Raw genomic sequence first — 15,526 nt, 5'->3', positions numbered from 1 at the left:
TGGTGCCACCCTACGGATGCGCGGCGCCGCTGGCTAGAGGCGCACCCTGCCCTGGCGCGGCTGTGTAAACACCTGTTCCCGGGGTACGGGACCGCAAGGACAAGTACGTACGGAGGAGTTCCATGCATACGACTGCCAAGCCCGGCACACCCACCAGCCAGACCCTTGACGGCACCGGACTGACCATCAGCGATCCCCGCACGGGAGAGTACCTGTGGTCCGTCCCCGAAGCTGAACCCGGCGCGGTGAACCATGCCGTCGAGGTGGCCCGGAGCGCGGCAGTCCGCTGGGCGGCGGTCCCACCGGGAGAGCGGGGCGCCGCGCTCCGGGCCGCGGCGCGGGCCCTCGACGCCGCCGCGGGCGAGCTGGCAGGCCTGAACAGCAGCGAAACCGGACGCCCGTTCGAGGAGGCCCTGGCCGGGATAGCCGCCGGCGTCTCCACCCTGGAACAGTACGCCGAGCTCGGCCCCCTGCACCGCGGCCACAGCCTGCTGGGCAACCGGTCGGCTTCGGATTACACGGTTGCCGAACCCCGCGGCGTGGCGGTTCTCCTCACTCCCTGGAACGATCCGGTGGCGGTGGCCTGCGGACTCATTGGCGCGGCCCTGGTCACCGGCAACACCGTGGTGCACAAGCCGAGTGAACGTTGCCCACGCCTCGGCGAGGCCCTGGGGGAGGTGCTGGCAGCGGCGTTTCCGCCAGGGGTTCTGCTCACCGTCTCCGGCGGCGCCGGGGTGGGCGCGCTCCTGACCGGTGCCGCCGTCGATGTCATTGCCCATGTGGGCTCCAGTGCTGCCGGCACGCGGATTGCCCGTGCCGGGGCCACAACCGGAGCCCATGTGATCCGGGAGAACGGCGGCAACGATCCCCTGGTGGTGGACCGTGACGTGGACCCTGGCTGGGCTGCTGAGCAGGCTGCCATCGGTGCCTTCAGCAACAGCGGCCAGATCTGCACCTCGGTGGAACGGATCTACGTCCACGAAGCGATAGCGGCCCGCTTCTGCGCCGCCCTCGAAGCCGAAGCGGCGCTGCGCAACAGCAACGGCAGCGTCGCCCCGCTGGTGGATACCAGGCTGCGTGACACCGTCCACGCCCAGGTTGCCGGGGCCCTTGGGCAGGGTGCGCGGGCGGTGGAAGGCGGCGCTGTTCCTGCCGGGCCCGGCGCCTTCTACCCGGCCACGGTCCTGCTCGGCTGCACGGACAGCATGCAGGTGATGACCGAGGAAACCTTCGGCCCGGTGGCAGCGGTCCAGGTGGTCGAAACCTTCGACGACGGGCTGCAGCTTGCGGGCAGCGGCCGCTACGGCCTGGCTGCAACGGTCCTGACGGGGAGCATCGCCCACGTCCAGAAGGCCATTGCGGCACTTCCCGTGGGCACCGTGAAAATCAACGAGGTCTTTGGCGGTGCGCCCGGCGGTTCCGCCCAGCCGCGGGGTGCCAGCGGCGAGGGGTTCGGCTACGGCCCGGAGCTGCTGGACGAATTCACCCGGGTGAAGGTAGTGCATGTGGCAGCCCCGCCGGCGTTCGCCCTCGATCTGCCTGATGAACCGATGCCTGATCCGGTGCAGGCCGGGAACGTTGTGGAGGAACAGATCAGGGATGAAGAGCCCCTGCGGGGAAGGGCTGACCGGGGCCAGGACGGCGGCCCGCAGTGAGCGCGGCGCAGGCATCCGGCGCATCAGCCGGCCCCGGCGGAGCGGGCGGCGCCGGTGGAGCGGGCGACCTGTCCAGCCAGCGTGCCCTCTCCGGCGGGCTTCCCCGGCGGCTGGCTGCCGAAAGCCCGGCCATCCTGGTGATCGGCGACGTTATGCTGGACGGCTGGTGGAGCGGCACCATTGAACGGCTCTGCCGGGAGGCCCCCGCCCCGGTAGTGGACGTCACCAGCCGCGAGTTCGCCCCCGGCGGGGCGGCCAATACCGCCATGAACCTGGCCGCCCTCGGCGCCAGGGTATCCGTGGCAGGCATCATCGGAACGGACGACGCCGGTGCAACGCTTCGGCGGAAACTCGAGGCGGCCGGCATTGACCTCAAGCACCTGCATTCCCATCCGGACATGGTCACCACCACGAAGATCCGGATCAGCAGCGGCGGCCAGGTGATGCTGCGGATCGATGACTCGGCCACGGCTGTCCCGGCCGCCGCGCTGGCGGCGCTGGCCTCCTCGGTGCGCGCCGCCGTCGGACATCAGGACGCGGTACTGGTGTGCGACTACGGGACCGGGGTCCTGGCAGGCCCGGTCCGCGCCGCACTCGGGGAGGCACTGAGGGTGGCGGAAACCGGCGCCGGTTCGGTCGCTGACCGCCCCCTGACGGTGGTTGACGCGCATGACCCGCGCCCGTGGGCCGGGCTGCGGCCGGACCTTGTCACCCCCAACGCCCAGGAAACTGCCCGGCTGCTGGACCTGCGCCTGGCAGAGGGCAACGGCCGCGTGGAAACCGTGACCGGGCATCGGGACGCCCTGCTTTCCTCCACGGGGGCCCGGGCGGTGGTGGTGACGCTGGACAGGGACGGAACCGTGCTCTTTGCCGCGGACGGAACCACGCACCGCACCTGGGCGCGGCCGGCCGCTGAGAAACAGGCGTCCGGGGCCGGCGATACCTTCGTGGCCGCCCTGACCCTGGCCCGGTCGGCGGGTCTTCCCCTGACGGCGAGCCTGGACCTCGCCCAGGCGGCCGCGGACGTGGTGGTGCACCAGCCCGGCACGTCCGTCTGCAGCACTGCCCAGCTCGCCAGGCACCTGGAGAGCTTCGCGGACACGGCGCTCAGCGCCGACGAACTTGTGCTGCAGGTTTCCGCGCACCGGGCCCGCGGCCAGCGGATTGTGCTGACCAACGGCTGCTTCGACGTGCTGCACAGCGGGCACACCCGCTACCTGAACCAGGCCAAACAGCTCGGCGACGTGCTGGTGGTGGCCCTCAACAGCGACGACTCCGTCCGCCGCCTCAAGGGCCCGGGCCGGCCCATCAACCCCGGGGCCGACCGGGCGGCAGTGATCGCTGCCCTCAGCTGCGTGGACTACGTGACCATCTTCGATACACCCACGGCCAGCCCTCTGATCAGGCAGATCCAGCCCGATATCTACGCCAAGGGCGGTGACTACACCCCGGAGATGCTGGCGGAAACCGACGCCGTGGAGGAATACGGCGGCCGCGTCGTCATCCTCGATTATGTGGCGGAGCGCTCCACCACCGCCGTGGTCCAACGGATCCGCGACGGTGCAGTGGCAAACCCGGGTTCCTGAGGCCGCCGATTTGGGGTGAACAACTAGGGTTGAAGCATGACTGAAGCGGCACACGGATAATGGCGAAACGCGGCAAGTCAGGCGGCAGGAACGGCCTGCGTCCGGTCGCGGGCGTGGTGGACGTGCCGAAAGGCACCCGGCCCGACGGGCCCGTGGAGGGCGTCTACTACATCGATACCGGCGACTGCCAGCTGATCGCGGACCAGGACAACTCCACCGGCTGGCTGCTGAAGATCAACGGCGTGATGAGCTCCCACATCGACCTCGCCGATCCGCTGTTCCTGGACTTTGAGTACATGCGCTGGACGGCGGCGCTGATTGAATCGCGGTGGCCGACCAAGGCTGCGGCGCACAAGCTGCGCGGGCTCCATCTCGGCGGCGGAGCCTGCTCCCTCGCCCGTTACTTCCACGCCGCCTACCCGGATGCGCGGCAGGTAGTGGTGGAGCTGGACGGCAAACTCGCCGAGTATGTCCGCGGCTGGTTCGACCTCCCCAAGGCGCCGCTGCTGCGCCTGCGCGTGGGCGAGGCCCGGGAGGTCACCGAGACCCTCACAGCGGACACCCGGGACTTCATCATCCGCGACGTCTTCGCCGGGTCGCTGACCCCGCGGCCGCTCACCACGGCTGAGTTCACCGAACACATCAGGCGCGTCCTGGCGCCGGGCGGGATCTACGTGGTCAATTCCGGCGACGCCCCGGACCTGAAAAACGCCCGTGAGGACGCTGCCACCATTGCGGCCGCGTTCGAGCACACCGTCATCATCGCCGACCCCGCCATGCTCAAGGGCCGCCGCTACGGCAACATGGTGATGGCCGGCAGCGACACCCCGCTGGACGGCGATCCCCAGCTGGCCCGCAGGCTCCTGGGCGGCGCGGTCCCTGCCCACATCTGGAACGACGCGCAGGTGCGCGCCTTCGCCACCGGGTCCCCGGTACGCCACGACCCTCCGCCTCCATCGATTGCTCCGTAAAAGTCCTTTTGGAGCGGGAAAACGCCCTTTACGGAGCAACGGATGACGTTTTTCCCCTCCCGAGCAGAAACTCGCGGTGCGCGGCCGTCTGCTCGCGCAACGCCTGCACCACGGCGGCCACGGCCGGGCGGCGCATCGAGTCGGGCCGCAGCACCATCCAGTAGGGGAGCAGTTCGGCGACGTCGTCCGGGAGCAGCCGGGCCAGGTCCGCGTGCAGGTCGCCCATAAAGCAGGGCAGGAACCCGATGCCGGCCCCTGCCCGGGTGGCCTCCACATGGACAAAGACATTCGTTGACGTGAGGCCGTCCCGCATGGCAGGCACCAGCCGGCGCGGGGCGTCGAGGTCGTCCACCTGCAGCATCGAATCCACAAAGTAGACCAGCGGGTGCTCCGTCAGTTCGGCAACGGTCGCCGGCGTCCCGTGCTCGGCGAGGTAGGCGTGCGAGGCGTACATCCCCAGCATGTACTCGCCCAACCGGACCGCTTCAGCCCGGTGGACCTGCGGCTCGCCTACCACCACCTCGATGTCCAGGCCGGAGCGCTGCTGCAGGGCCCGCCGGGTCATGGTCACCACCTCCACGCTGAGCCCGGGGTGGTCGCGGCGCAGCCTTGCGACGGCCGGTGCGGCAATATAAGCGCTGAACCCGTCGGTCGCCGTCATGCGTACGACGCCGGCAACCGGGTCGGGTGCCTGGCCTGCCGGTCCCAGCGCACTCACCGCGGCCTCCACCTGTTCGGCCACCCGCACGGCACGGGTGCCGAGCTCCGTCAGTTCCCAGCCGCCGGCGGCACGGGCCAGGACCCGTCCGCCCAACGACTTCTCCAGGGCGGCTATCCGGCGTGACACGGTGGTGTGGTTCAGTCCCAGGGCCTGCGCCGCCGTCGTAAATTTTGCGGAGCGGGACACCGCAAGCAGCACCAGCAAGTCATCAGGGTTGGTATCCATATCTGCAATTGTGCACATGTTAGGTGCCGCATTGGTCATTGAATGCCCATGTCTGTGCAGTAATACTCAGTGGAGCCATTAGTGCTGTGGATCACAGCACGTGTCAAAGTGGACACTAAGGAGAAACTCATGAGCGTAGAGCAACGCTCGGCAGATAATAATGCCGCCGGCCCCGCATCCAAGGGATCCGGCCTCAAAAAAATCGTGGCCGCCTCGATGGTGGGCACGGTGGTGGAATGGTACGAATTCTTCCTCTATGCCACCGCGGCAACCCTCGTCTTCGGAAAATACTTCTTCCCCGCCACAGGCAACGAGCTGGACGGCATCATCCAGGCGTTCATCACCTATGCCGTGGGCTTCGTGGCCCGCCCGCTCGGCGGCATTGTCTTCGGCCAGATCGGCGACAAGCTGGGCCGCAAGCCCACGCTGCAGCTGACCATCGTCATCGTCGGCGTGGCCACGTTCCTGATGGGCTGCCTCCCGGGCTTCGCCGAAATCGGCTACCTGGCACCTACCCTCCTGGTTGCCCTGCGCTTCATCCAGGGCTTTGCGCTCGGCGGTGAATGGGGCGGCGCCGTGCTGCTCGTTGCTGAGCACAGCCCCAACAAGTCCCGTGGCTTCTGGTCCAGCTGGCCGCAGGCCGCCGTGCCGGTGGGCAACCTCCTGGCCACCCTGGTGCTGTACGTGATGTCCTCCACGCTGAGCCCCGAGGCATTCCTCAGCTGGGGCTGGCGCGTCGCATTCTGGCTCTCCGCCGTGATTGTGTTCGTTGGCTACTACATCCGCACGCACGTCACCGAAGCCCCCATCTTCCTCGAAGCCAAGGCCCTCGTGGAGAAGGAACAGGCCGTCAGCTATGGCGTGTTCGAGGTGGTGCGGAAATACCCGAAGGGCATCCTGCAGGCCATGGGGCTGCGCTTCGCGGAGAACATCATGTACTACCTGGTGGTCAGCTTCGCGATCGTCTACCTCAAGAGCGTGCACAAGTACGACACCTCCTCGCTCCTGCTGGCACTCCTGATCGCCCACGTCATCCACTTCCTGGTCATCCCGCAGGTGGGCCGGCTCGTGGACAGCATCGGACGCAAGCCCGTCTACCTGATCGGCGCCATCTCCGGTGCTGCCTGGCCGTTCTTCGCCTTCCCCATGTTCGATACCCGCAACGCTGTGGTGATCGTCCTCGCCGTGACCATCGGCCTGTGCCTGCACGCGTTTATGTACGCCGGCCAGCCCGCCATCATGGCCGAGCTTTTCCCCACCCGGATGCGCTACTCGGGCGTCTCGCTGGGCTCGCAGGTCACGTCCATCTTTGCCGGTTCGCTGGCTCCGCTGCTGGCTACCCAGTGGCTCAAGGACACCGGTTCCTGGGTCCCCACAGCCATCTACCTGGTGGTGGCCTGCGCCATCACCACGGTGGCGGTGCTGAGCCTGAAGGAGACCAAGGGCATCGCCCTGGAGGATGTGGACAAGGCCGACGCCGCACGCGAGGGACTGCTCCCGGCCGGCAGCCGCTGAGCTGCTTGAGTAACTGAGGACTGGGCGAACGATGGGAAGTGCAATGGAGAACAGTTTGAACGGCCGCAAGGCAGTGGTCACCGGCGGTGCCAGCGGGATCGGCGCCGCGTGTGTCAGGGAACTCGCCGCCCGCGGGGCGAAAGTGGTGGTGGCCGACGTCGACTCCGCCGGCGCTGCCGCACTCGCCGACGAAGTGGGCGGCACCTCATGGGCCGTCGACCTGCTGGATGTGGACAGGCTCGGGACCCTGAGCCTGGACTGCGACATCCTGGTGAACAACGCCGGGATCCAGCGCATCAGCCCCATTGAGGAATTTGATCCCGTGGAGTTCCGGCGGATCATCGCCCTCATGCTGGAAGCGCCGTTCCTGCTCATCCGGGCCGCCCTGCCGCACATGTACGCCAACGGGTTTGGCCGCATTATCAACCTGTCCTCGGTGCACGGGATCCGTGCCTCCCCGTTCAAGAGCGCGTACGTATCCGCCAAGCACGGCCTGGAAGGGCTGAGCAAGGTGACGGCGCTTGAGGGCGGGGAACACGGAGTCACCTCCAACTGCGTCAACCCCGGCTACGTCCGTACGGCGCTGGTGGAGAAGCAGATTGCAGACCAGGCGAAGGTCCACGGGATCCCTGAAGCCGAGGTGCTGGCCAAGGTCATGCTCACCGAATCCGCCATCAAACGCCTGGTGGAACCGGGCGAGGTGGCATCCCTGGTTGCCTGGCTGGCGTCCGATCACGCCGGCATGGTCACCGGGGCCAGCTACACCATGGACGGCGGCTGGTCAGCCCGCTGACCGGCCCCGTCCCTTAACCACCGCCACCTGCGGCCGCTAATCCTGCGGCCTCAGGTGGCGGTGGTCGTAGTAGAAGACCCCCGCCGCGGCTCCAACCTCCACAGACGGACCGCTGCGGGACATAACAATCCCCTCGTGGCGGCCGTTGAAGGGATCGTCCCCGACGACGGCATCGCCCACCCGGTAGGGGCACCCGGGGCCGAAGGCCGCCAGGACCCTGCCCCAGGCACGGGTGATGAGCGTGGATAGTTTGACGGGCCGGCCCATGCTGGCCAGATCCTGGACATGTGCTTTCACCATGCGAACCACTCCTTGAAGCGGCGTGGAGCCGCCCAGTGCGGGTGCGGTAGCCGGAAAGCTCCCAGCAGAGGATGGTCCTCCTATTCCTGGCTGGCACCTTACAAATACGGTAGGCGCTATTCACACCAGTCACACCAGTAACATGTACTCGTTTTTTCGGGGGGCGACTACTTAGGTTCGGCGCGGGTACTCCCGGCCTTTGACCTCGTGCATTGCTGCCGCGTTCAGCGCTGGCCGTTGAGGATTTCGTCTGCGTTGGTGTAGGCCCAGGCCACCAGTGGAACCAGCAGGGCAGTCAGCTCGTAGCCGCGATCCGTGAGGCTATAGTCAACGCGCGGCGGTATGACCGGCTGTGCTTTTCGCAGGACCAGGCCGTCACTCTCGAGCGTTTTCAGGGTTTGCGCGAGCATCTTCTCGCTGATCCCCTCGGCCCGGCGCCGGAGTTCGCTCCACCGCTGCTCACCCTCTGAGAGCGCAAGAAGGATCAGCACGCCCCATTTACTGGTGATGTGGTCCAGCACCGTCCGGCTCGGGCAGCCCGCCGGGAACACGCCGTCGGCAAAGGCTGCGGGCAGTTTGGCCGGAAATGCCTGGGTGTCCATGCACCAACCTTACCAAAAGGTGAGTACCTTACCTCAAAGTGCGTACTCTCTTGTGGGAAGCATTCCGCGACGGGGCTGGTTGTGCAGGGTGACCCCTTACAAATGGTGAAAGGAACCACCCATGAGCATTGTCATCACCGGAGCAACCGGACAGCTTGGCCGCCACGTCGTCGAGGCGCTGCTGCAGCGCAATGTCCCGGCCGCAGAGATCGTGGCCGCGGGCCGCTCCATCGGTAAACTGGCCGACTTCGAAGCGCGTGGCGTGCAGGTCAGGACAATGGATTACACGGATGCCGCGTCGGTGGCGCAGGCTCTCGACGGCGCCAGCAAGGTCCTGCTGATTTCCGGCAGCGAGGTTGGCCAGCGCGTTGACCAGCACCGCACGGTCATCGAGGCTGCCAAAGCCGCCGGTGTGGAACTCATCGCCTACACCAGCATCGCCAACGCCGAAAACACGGGGATGAAGCTGGCTGCCGAGCACCAGGCAACCGAAGCCATCCTCAAGGACTCCGGCGTCCCGTTCGCCATCCTCCGCAACGGCTGGTACCTCGAAAACTACACCGAGCAGCTGCAGGGAACGCTGGCCCAGGGTGCGCTGGCAGGCAGCGCCGGTGAAGGCAAGGTCAGTGCCGCGTCCCGCCAGGACTACGCCGAAGCTGCGGCCGCCGTCCTCCTCGCCGAAAACCAGGCCGGCAAGGTCTACGAACTCGGCGGCGACGAAGCCTTCACGCTCACCGAACTGGCTCAGGAGATCAGCACCGCAGCGAACCAGGACGTGGCGTACCAGGATCTTCCGGCCAGTGACTACGCCGGCCTTCTGGCCGGCTTTGGCGTTCCGCAGGCTTTCGCCGACATCCTGGCGGACTCGGACCTTGGCATCGCCCGCGGGGACCTGCTCGTCAGCGGCTCGGACCTCCGTACCCTGATCGGCCGGCCCACCACACCCATGCCGGCCGCCGTCCGTTCGGCCCTGGCCGCCGTCTGACCCACCCCCCACCCCCCGGACGCTCTCTCACTTAATGTGGGTTTTCCCGGAACGCTCTCGCACTTGATGGGCCATTTGGGCCAACGCTCTCTCACTTCACCTGAGTGAGCGTTGACCCGGTGGCCGATGAGTGAAGGGGGATTGGCGGCAACTACGATTTGCTGCCGGTTAGCGCCAAGGTTCCGCCGAGGCCGATCATCATGACTCCGCCTGCGGCACTGAGGGCGGAAACGCGCTTGGGCGACCGGGCGAACCACTGCCGTGCAGTGCCGGCGGCAAGGGCCCAAATGCTGTCGGAGACAAGCGCTATCACCAGGAACACCGCGCCCAATGTCGCAAGCTGCAGTGGAATGCCGCCGGCCTGGTAGTCAACGAACTGCGGCAGTACCGCCACGAAGAACACGATCGACTTGGGGTTTGTGGCCCCCACCAGGAAGCCCTCGCGCAGCATGCGCGAGGTGGACGACGGCGGCACCCGGCCCGCCGTCGTCGTTCCGCCCCGGTGCCGGATCGCCTGAATGCCGAGATATGCCAGGTAGGCCGCACCGGCAAATTTGATGATGGTGAACAGCACCATCGACTGCGCCACCACGATGCCCACGCCCATGGCCACAGCGACAATTTGGGGCACCATGCCCAGGGCGTTGCCCAGCACGCTCAGGAGCCCGCCCTTGCGTCCCAGGGCGAGCGAGCGGCCGATCACAAAGAGCACGCTGGGGCCGGGGATGGCGATGAGGACCAGCGAGGCCAGGGCAAACGCCAGGAGGTTGGTGAACGGAACCATGCCTGATGATAGCCCCGGCCTCCGCCAGGGTCGACACCTAACTGCCGGCGGAAACCGCGGGCTCAACCACCGGCAGCGGTGAGGTTTCGTCCACAAGTTCGGCCCGGCGTCGTCCGTTCCCCTTGACCCAGAGGCGGTAGGCGATAACCAGCAGCCCCAGCCACGCCGCGCCCACGTAAAGTGCCACCCGGGTGTCCTCGAAGGCGCCCAGGACCGCGATCACCAGGGCCATAAACGCGATGGTCAGGAGGGACGCGGCCGGCCACCACGGAGAAGGAAATTCCGACGCCGGCAGGCCGTTCCGCGCGATCTCGCGTTTCATGGCCACATGGGACGCGAGGATCATGACCCACACCCAAACCGTGGCGAAGGTGGCAATCGAGGCGATCAGGAGAAAGACGTCTTCGGGAATGACGGCGTTCAGGACAACGCCCACCAGCAGGATGCCGGCCATCATCACCACGGTCATCCACGGGACTCCGTGCCGGGAAACCTTGCCGAACACTGCCGGCGCATGGCCCTGGCCGGACAGTCCGAAGAGGATCCGGCCGGCGCCGAAAATGTCGCTGTTGATGGCGGACAGGGCTGCGGTGATCACCACGGCGTTGAGGATGTGCGGTGCCGCCGGAATGCCAAGGCCGCCGAAGATCTGCACAAACGGGCTGCCGTTCGTGCCGATCTCGTTCCACGGGAAAAGGCTCATCAGGACGCCCAGGGTCAGGACGTAGAACAGCAGGACGCGGACCGGAACCGTGTTGACGGCCTTGGGAATGACCTTCTTGGGGTCCGCCGCCTCGCCGGCGGTGATGCCGAGCGTTTCAATCCCGCCGAAGGCGAACATCACGACGGCGAAGGAAGCCAGCAGACCTTCAAAGCCGAACGGGAAGAAGCCTCCGTGTTCCACCAGGTTGCCCAGTCCCGGCGCCACCGTGGAGCCCCCGGCCTGGAATCCAAAGGCAATGATGGCTGCGCCGCCGGCGATCATGGCGATGATGGCCACCACCTTGATCAGCGAGAACCAGAACTCAAGTTCACCGAACACTTTGACGCTGAGCAGGTTCAATGCCCCCAGGAAGAAGATGATCGCGAGGATCCAGATCCAGCGGTCCACCTCGGGGAACCAGAAGCCCATGTAGATGCTGAACGCCGTCACATCCGCGATGGCCACAATCGCCATTTCGAAGACGTACGTCCAGCCGGTCACAAATCCCGCGAGCGGCCCGAGATAGCGGCTGGCGTACTGGCCAAACGAGCCCGAAACGGGGTGCCGGACGGCCATTTCACCGAGGGCCCGCATCACCATAAACACCGCCGCTCCGCCGATGATGTAGGCGAGCAGGACCGCCGGGCCAGCTTTTTGGATCGCGGAGGCCGAGCCGTAGAACAGGCCGGTGCCGATGGCCGAGCCGAGTGCCATAAACCGGATGTGCCGGACGTTCAGTCCGCGGTTCAGGGTGCTGTTCAGGACGCGTCCGACGGCGGTGCCGGGCGTGGTCTCGCCGGCGGGGCTTGCGTCGGGGCTGGCATTTTCTTGCGTGGCGGCTGGTTGCTGCATACAAATACCTTCTCGTCATTGGGGAGGGGATCGCTAACCAGCAGACCATTTTCGCGCCGGACGTGATGAGCCTCACGGGAGCTTGGTGTCTTCCATCTCAGACTGGGCGGCGAGACCGGCCTGCCCAACCCCGTGGTGTCGAGAACTCTTGACATCATGTCCGGTTTTCTTTACTTTTGAGATGGCAGCTTTGTTTTACATCACGAGCTGTTTGCGATGGCGGATACGGCGGGAGTGAAGATGTCCTTCGAAGAGAAAAGTGCCTGGATCATGGGGGTGGCGGCTGTGGCATCCTATGGCGTGTACCTGGCCGTCATCCTGGGCCGGGCCGGCACCGCGAACCTTGCCGGGGTTCCGTACGTCGGTCCGCTGCTGTGGACCGTCGGGGCCTCCATCCTGGGGTCCATCGCGCTGCATGCCGTAATCGGCATTTCATCGCCTCGGGAGGCCGGTAAAAAGGACCAGCGGGACAGGGAGATCTACCGGTTCGGGGAGTACATCGGGCAGTCCTTTGTGGTCATCGGGGGAGTGGCTGCGCTGCTCATGGCCATGGCCGAATGGGATCATTTTTGGATCGCCAATGTCATCTACCTGGCGTTTGTGCTGTCAGCAATCCTGGGGTCCGTGGCCAAGATCGTCGCGTACCGCCGGGGGTTCCAGCCATGGTGAAGCCAACCCGGGTCACCAACTCCCTCCGCCGCCTGCGCTTTGAACGCGGCGAAATGACCCAGGCCGAACTGGCCGAGCGCGTAGGTGTCACTCGGCAAACCGTCATTGCCATCGAACAGGGCCGGTATTCGCCCTCCCTGGAGATGGCCTTCCAGATCGCCCACGTTCTCAATGTGCCGCTCGAAGTCGTCTTCCAGTACCCGCACCATGAAGGAGAAGCATCATGAAAGCTGTCGTTCAGGACGTTTACGGCAATTCCGATGTGCTGGGGCTGCGGGACATCCCGAAGCCGGTGCCCGGCAGCGGTGAGGTACTCATCAAAGTCCGCGCGGCCGGCGTCGACCAGGGTGCGTGGCACCTGATGACGGGGCGGCCGTACCTCATCCGGCTCTTTGGGTACGGGCTGAAGAAGCCCAAGGTGCCGGTCCGGGGCCGGGAAGTGGCGGGCGTCGTTGAGGCCGTTGGTGCAGGGGTGACCCGCTTCGTGCCCGGCGATGAAGTGTTTGGGACGTGTGAGGGGTCGTTCGCCGAGTACGCCTGCGCGAAGGAGAAGTTGCTGGCGCGGAAGCCCTCGAACCTTACGTTCGAAGAAACGGCGGCTGCCCCCATTTCGGCTGTCACTGCGCTGCAGGCCGTCCGCGACGCCGGGCACGTCACCGCAGGGCAGAAGGTGCTGGTCATCGGGGCGGGCGGCGGAGTGGGATCCTTCGCCGTGCAGGTGGCCAAAGCGTTCGGGGCAGCAGTCACCGGGGTCTGCAGCACGGGGAAAGTGGACCTGGTCCGGTCCCTTGGGGCTGACGCCGTCATCGATTACACGCGGGATGACTTTGCCGGCGCCGGGGTTCTCTACGACCTCATCATCGATACCGCCGGCAACAGGCGGCTCTCAGTCCTCCGGAAGGCGCTTGCACCGCGGGGGACTCTGGTGATCGTCGGCGGCGAAGGCGGCGGGAGCGTGACCGGCGGATTTGAGCGTTCGATGGCTGCTCCGCTGGCAGCCCTGTTCTCGGGACAGAAATTCAAGGGGCTCGTGTCGAAGGAGAATTACCTGGACCTTGAAGCGCTGGCCGAAATGTTTGAGGCCGGCCGCGTGAAACCCGCTGTCGACAAGGTTTACACGCTCGCTGAAGCGCCGGCCGCCATCGCCTATCTTCGCGAGGGCCGGGCGCGCGGCAAGGTGGTTGTCAGAATCTGATGGCCTCCTGCTGCGGGCCCTTTCGGGAGCGGACGCGTGAGCCGCCCGATGGCCTGTTAGCCGCGTTGATCGGTTGCCCGGCCGCCCACACTTACGCAGGAACCCTGCACTGCCTCAGCCGGGGGATGTTATCCACATAGGCGGTTTGCTTAGCGCGTGCTGTAGGTGCGTGCTGTGATGCTGGGGGTATGGATAACGCCGCAGGTGCAGAAGTTCTGGAGGCCATCGCGGCTTCTGCTTTGCGGCTGGCCGGTGTGTTCCGGGGGACGGTGGACATCTCTACGGGCGGGGATCTGGCAGGAAGCCCGGTGCCGGTTGGAGTGCCTGCCACTTGCCCAAGTGCTGGCGTGGCCGCCAGCCCGCCAGTAAGCACGGCGCGCGGGCCGGCGGACGGCCCGGTGTCTGGCGCTTTCGCAGCCGGCCCTTTTGCGGCTGACTCGGACCCGTTGCGTTGGCAGGCTGAGGCGTGTCTCACGGTGTTGTCCGGCGCGGCGGGGTTGGAGGCGATGGTTGCTGCGGTGAAGGTCCATGCGGCCGGCGGGTACGACGAGGCCGCCCAAGTGATCGCGGGCCCATCATGTCCCCGCAGGAGCACACCGCCCAGGACATGAGTATCGTGGCTGAGGTCGCGTGCGCCCTGATGGTCAGTGAACGTACGGCCGGCGGGCTGCTGGGCGAGGCCCACCGCCTCACCACCGCCCTGCCGCTGACGTTGGCGGCTCTTCAGGCGGGGACGTTGTCGTGGCAGCATGCCCGGATCATGGTCGACGAGACCACCAATCTGGAGCCCGCCGCCGCCCACGCCCTGGAGGCGCATTTCCTGGACCCGGAGGCGCCGAACCCGGCCCGCGGCGCGGCCGGCGGGATGGTCCCGGGCCGGTTCCGGGCCAAAGCCAGGACGTGGCGGGAACGCCACCACCCCGTCAGCATCGAAACACGCCACACCCGGAGTGCCTTGGACCGGCGGGTTGAGTATGCCCCGGACCGGGACGGGATGGCCTGGCTCTCGGCCTACCTGCCCGCCGATCAGGCTTCCGGGATCTGGAACCGGGCCACCACCGCCGCCCGGGCCCTGCAAGGCCCTGCCGAGGGCAGGACCCTCACCCAGCTCCGTGCGGACAACGTCGCGGCGTGGCTGCTCGGCGGGGACAACGCCGATGACATTCCCTTACCGGCAGCCCAGGTCCTGGTGACGGTGCCGGTGTTCGCGCTGATGGGTCTGACCGATGAACCGGCCATCCTCGACGGGTACGGACCGATCCCGCCGTCCATGGCCCGGCAACTTGTCGCCGACGGTGCCGAGTCGTTCCGCCGGGTCCTGACCGATCCCCGGGACGGGGCACCGTTGGAGATCGGGCGGGAAAGCTACCGGATCCCCAAGGCACTGCGTCAATGGCTCCGCCTCCGGGACGGCAAATGCCAGTTCCCCGGCTGCTCCAACCAGTCCCTGGACAACGAAGCGGACCACCTGAAGGCCTGGGCCAACGGCGGGAGCACCGGGATCTCAAACCTGGCCCAGCTCTGCCCCAAACATCACCGACTCAAACACGCCAGACCCTGGCAACCCACCGAAGCCACCACGGACGAGCCGCCCGGCTGGATCTCACCCACCGGCCGCCACTACCAGAGCGAACAACCCGACAGGGAACCGCCCCACTGGCCGCAGCCGCTGGCGGAAGATCCGGGATTTGCAGCCGACAGGCGGAGAGAGTGGGAGGAGACACGCCAGGAAATAACTGCCTGGTCGGATCAGGAGGAGACCGATCAAGAATCCACCACCTGGCCAGATCATGACGAGTCAGGCCAGGAATGGAAATTCCAGCGGAAGGACCTGCAACGAGCTGACCGGGAAACTGGCGTTGCCCAAGACGGGGAAGCCACAGCCGACGATCCTCTGGGTGACGAGTCCTACGAGGAGTGGGCGTTACCCGCGACCGCAGGGATCCAATGAGTTACTTAGGCAGGGCACT

General features: G+C 66.7%; 14 protein-coding genes and 1 pseudogene. 10 read left to right on the top strand and 5 right to left on the bottom strand.

The window, feature by feature from the left end:
• Positions 1-122: 122 nt before the first annotated feature.
• The 3 genes from GUV69_RS12410 to GUV69_RS12400 all read left to right on the top strand — a co-directional run bounded on the left by GUV69_RS12410 (position 123) and on the right by GUV69_RS12400 (position 4,212).
• Positions 123-1,655, top strand: a complete 1,533-nt coding sequence (locus tag GUV69_RS12410; protein WP_164202744.1) for an aldehyde dehydrogenase family protein — start codon at positions 123-125, stop codon at positions 1,653-1,655.
• A 68-nt stretch (positions 1,656-1,723) separates the two neighbouring features.
• Complete coding sequence (gene rfaE2, locus GUV69_RS12405) at positions 1,724-3,241, top strand: D-glycero-beta-D-manno-heptose 1-phosphate adenylyltransferase (RefSeq protein ID WP_244292865.1); 1,518 nt, start codon at positions 1,724-1,726, stop codon at positions 3,239-3,241.
• A gap of 59 nt (positions 3,242-3,300) precedes the next feature.
• The gene (locus GUV69_RS12400) at positions 3,301-4,212 is read left to right on the top strand and encodes a spermidine synthase (RefSeq protein WP_164202740.1); all 912 of its coding nucleotides are present in this window, start codon (positions 3,301-3,303) and stop codon (positions 4,210-4,212) included.
• Positions 4,213-4,240: 28 nt separating this feature from the next.
• Here GUV69_RS12400 and GUV69_RS12395 read toward each other — a convergent pair whose 3' ends face one another.
• Entirely contained in the window at positions 4,241-5,158 is a 918-nt protein-coding gene (locus GUV69_RS12395) for a LysR family transcriptional regulator (protein ID WP_164202737.1), read from the bottom strand.
• Between the two features lie 129 nt (positions 5,159-5,287).
• Here GUV69_RS12395 and GUV69_RS12390 point away from each other — a divergent pair, with 129 nt between their 5' ends.
• Complete coding sequence (locus tag GUV69_RS12390) at positions 5,288-6,673, top strand: MFS transporter (protein WP_164202735.1); 1,386 nt, start codon at positions 5,288-5,290, stop codon at positions 6,671-6,673.
• A 43-nt stretch (positions 6,674-6,716) separates the two neighbouring features.
• Entirely contained in the window at positions 6,717-7,466 is a 750-nt protein-coding gene (locus GUV69_RS12385; protein ID WP_164202733.1) for a 3-hydroxybutyrate dehydrogenase, read from the top strand.
• Between the two features lie 36 nt (positions 7,467-7,502).
• Here the strand turns inward: GUV69_RS12385 and GUV69_RS12380 are convergent, their stop codons facing one another.
• On the bottom strand, positions 7,503-7,766 hold the full coding sequence (locus GUV69_RS12380) for a hypothetical protein (RefSeq protein ID WP_164202731.1): 264 nt from the start codon (positions 7,764-7,766) through the stop codon (positions 7,503-7,505).
• A 224-nt stretch (positions 7,767-7,990) separates the two neighbouring features.
• Positions 7,991-8,368: a winged helix-turn-helix transcriptional regulator gene (locus tag GUV69_RS12375; RefSeq protein ID WP_164202729.1), complete on the bottom strand. Its 378-nt coding sequence runs from the start codon at positions 8,366-8,368 to the stop codon at positions 7,991-7,993.
• Between the two features lie 121 nt (positions 8,369-8,489).
• On the opposite strand from GUV69_RS12375, the gene GUV69_RS12370 reads away from it, so the two are divergent.
• The gene (locus GUV69_RS12370) at positions 8,490-9,353 is read left to right on the top strand and encodes an SDR family oxidoreductase (protein ID WP_164202727.1); all 864 of its coding nucleotides are present in this window, start codon (positions 8,490-8,492) and stop codon (positions 9,351-9,353) included.
• Positions 9,354-9,504: 151 nt separating this feature from the next.
• On the opposite strand, the gene GUV69_RS12365 is transcribed toward GUV69_RS12370, so the two are convergent.
• Together GUV69_RS12365 and GUV69_RS12360 are read right to left on the bottom strand one after the other, a co-directional pair.
• Positions 9,505-10,137, bottom strand: coding sequence for a LysE family translocator (locus tag GUV69_RS12365; RefSeq protein WP_164202725.1), 633 nt, complete (start codon positions 10,135-10,137; stop codon positions 9,505-9,507).
• Between the two features lie 37 nt (positions 10,138-10,174).
• Positions 10,175-11,692: an amino acid permease gene (locus GUV69_RS12360; protein ID WP_244292709.1), complete on the bottom strand. Its 1,518-nt coding sequence runs from the start codon at positions 11,690-11,692 to the stop codon at positions 10,175-10,177.
• Positions 11,693-11,932: 240 nt separating this feature from the next.
• On the opposite strand from GUV69_RS12360, the gene GUV69_RS12355 reads away from it, so the two are divergent.
• The 4 genes and pseudogenes from GUV69_RS12355 to GUV69_RS12340 all read left to right on the top strand — a co-directional run bounded on the left by GUV69_RS12355 (position 11,933) and on the right by GUV69_RS12340 (position 15,507).
• Positions 11,933-12,361 (top strand): hypothetical protein, encoded by a 429-nt coding sequence (locus tag GUV69_RS12355; RefSeq protein WP_164202723.1) that lies wholly within the window; start codon positions 11,933-11,935, stop codon positions 12,359-12,361.
• Positions 12,355-12,588, top strand: coding sequence for a helix-turn-helix transcriptional regulator (locus tag GUV69_RS12350; protein WP_164202721.1), 234 nt, complete (start codon positions 12,355-12,357; stop codon positions 12,586-12,588). Before GUV69_RS12355 ends, GUV69_RS12350 begins: the two co-directional genes overlap by 7 nt.
• Complete coding sequence (locus GUV69_RS12345; protein ID WP_164202719.1) at positions 12,585-13,556, top strand: NAD(P)-dependent alcohol dehydrogenase; 972 nt, start codon at positions 12,585-12,587, stop codon at positions 13,554-13,556. Before GUV69_RS12350 ends, GUV69_RS12345 begins: the two co-directional genes overlap by 4 nt.
• Positions 13,557-13,744: 188 nt before the next feature.
• Positions 13,745-15,507: pseudogene (locus GUV69_RS12340) on the top strand (HNH endonuclease signature motif containing protein).
• Positions 15,508-15,526: the final 19 nt, after the last annotated feature.

Origin of the sequence: [Micrococcus luteus] ATCC 49442, assembly GCF_010367585.1 — a bacterium.
GTDB lineage: Bacteria > Actinomycetota > Actinomycetes > Actinomycetales > Micrococcaceae > Arthrobacter > Arthrobacter luteus_A.
This window is presented reverse-complemented; position numbering and strand designations above follow the sequence as displayed.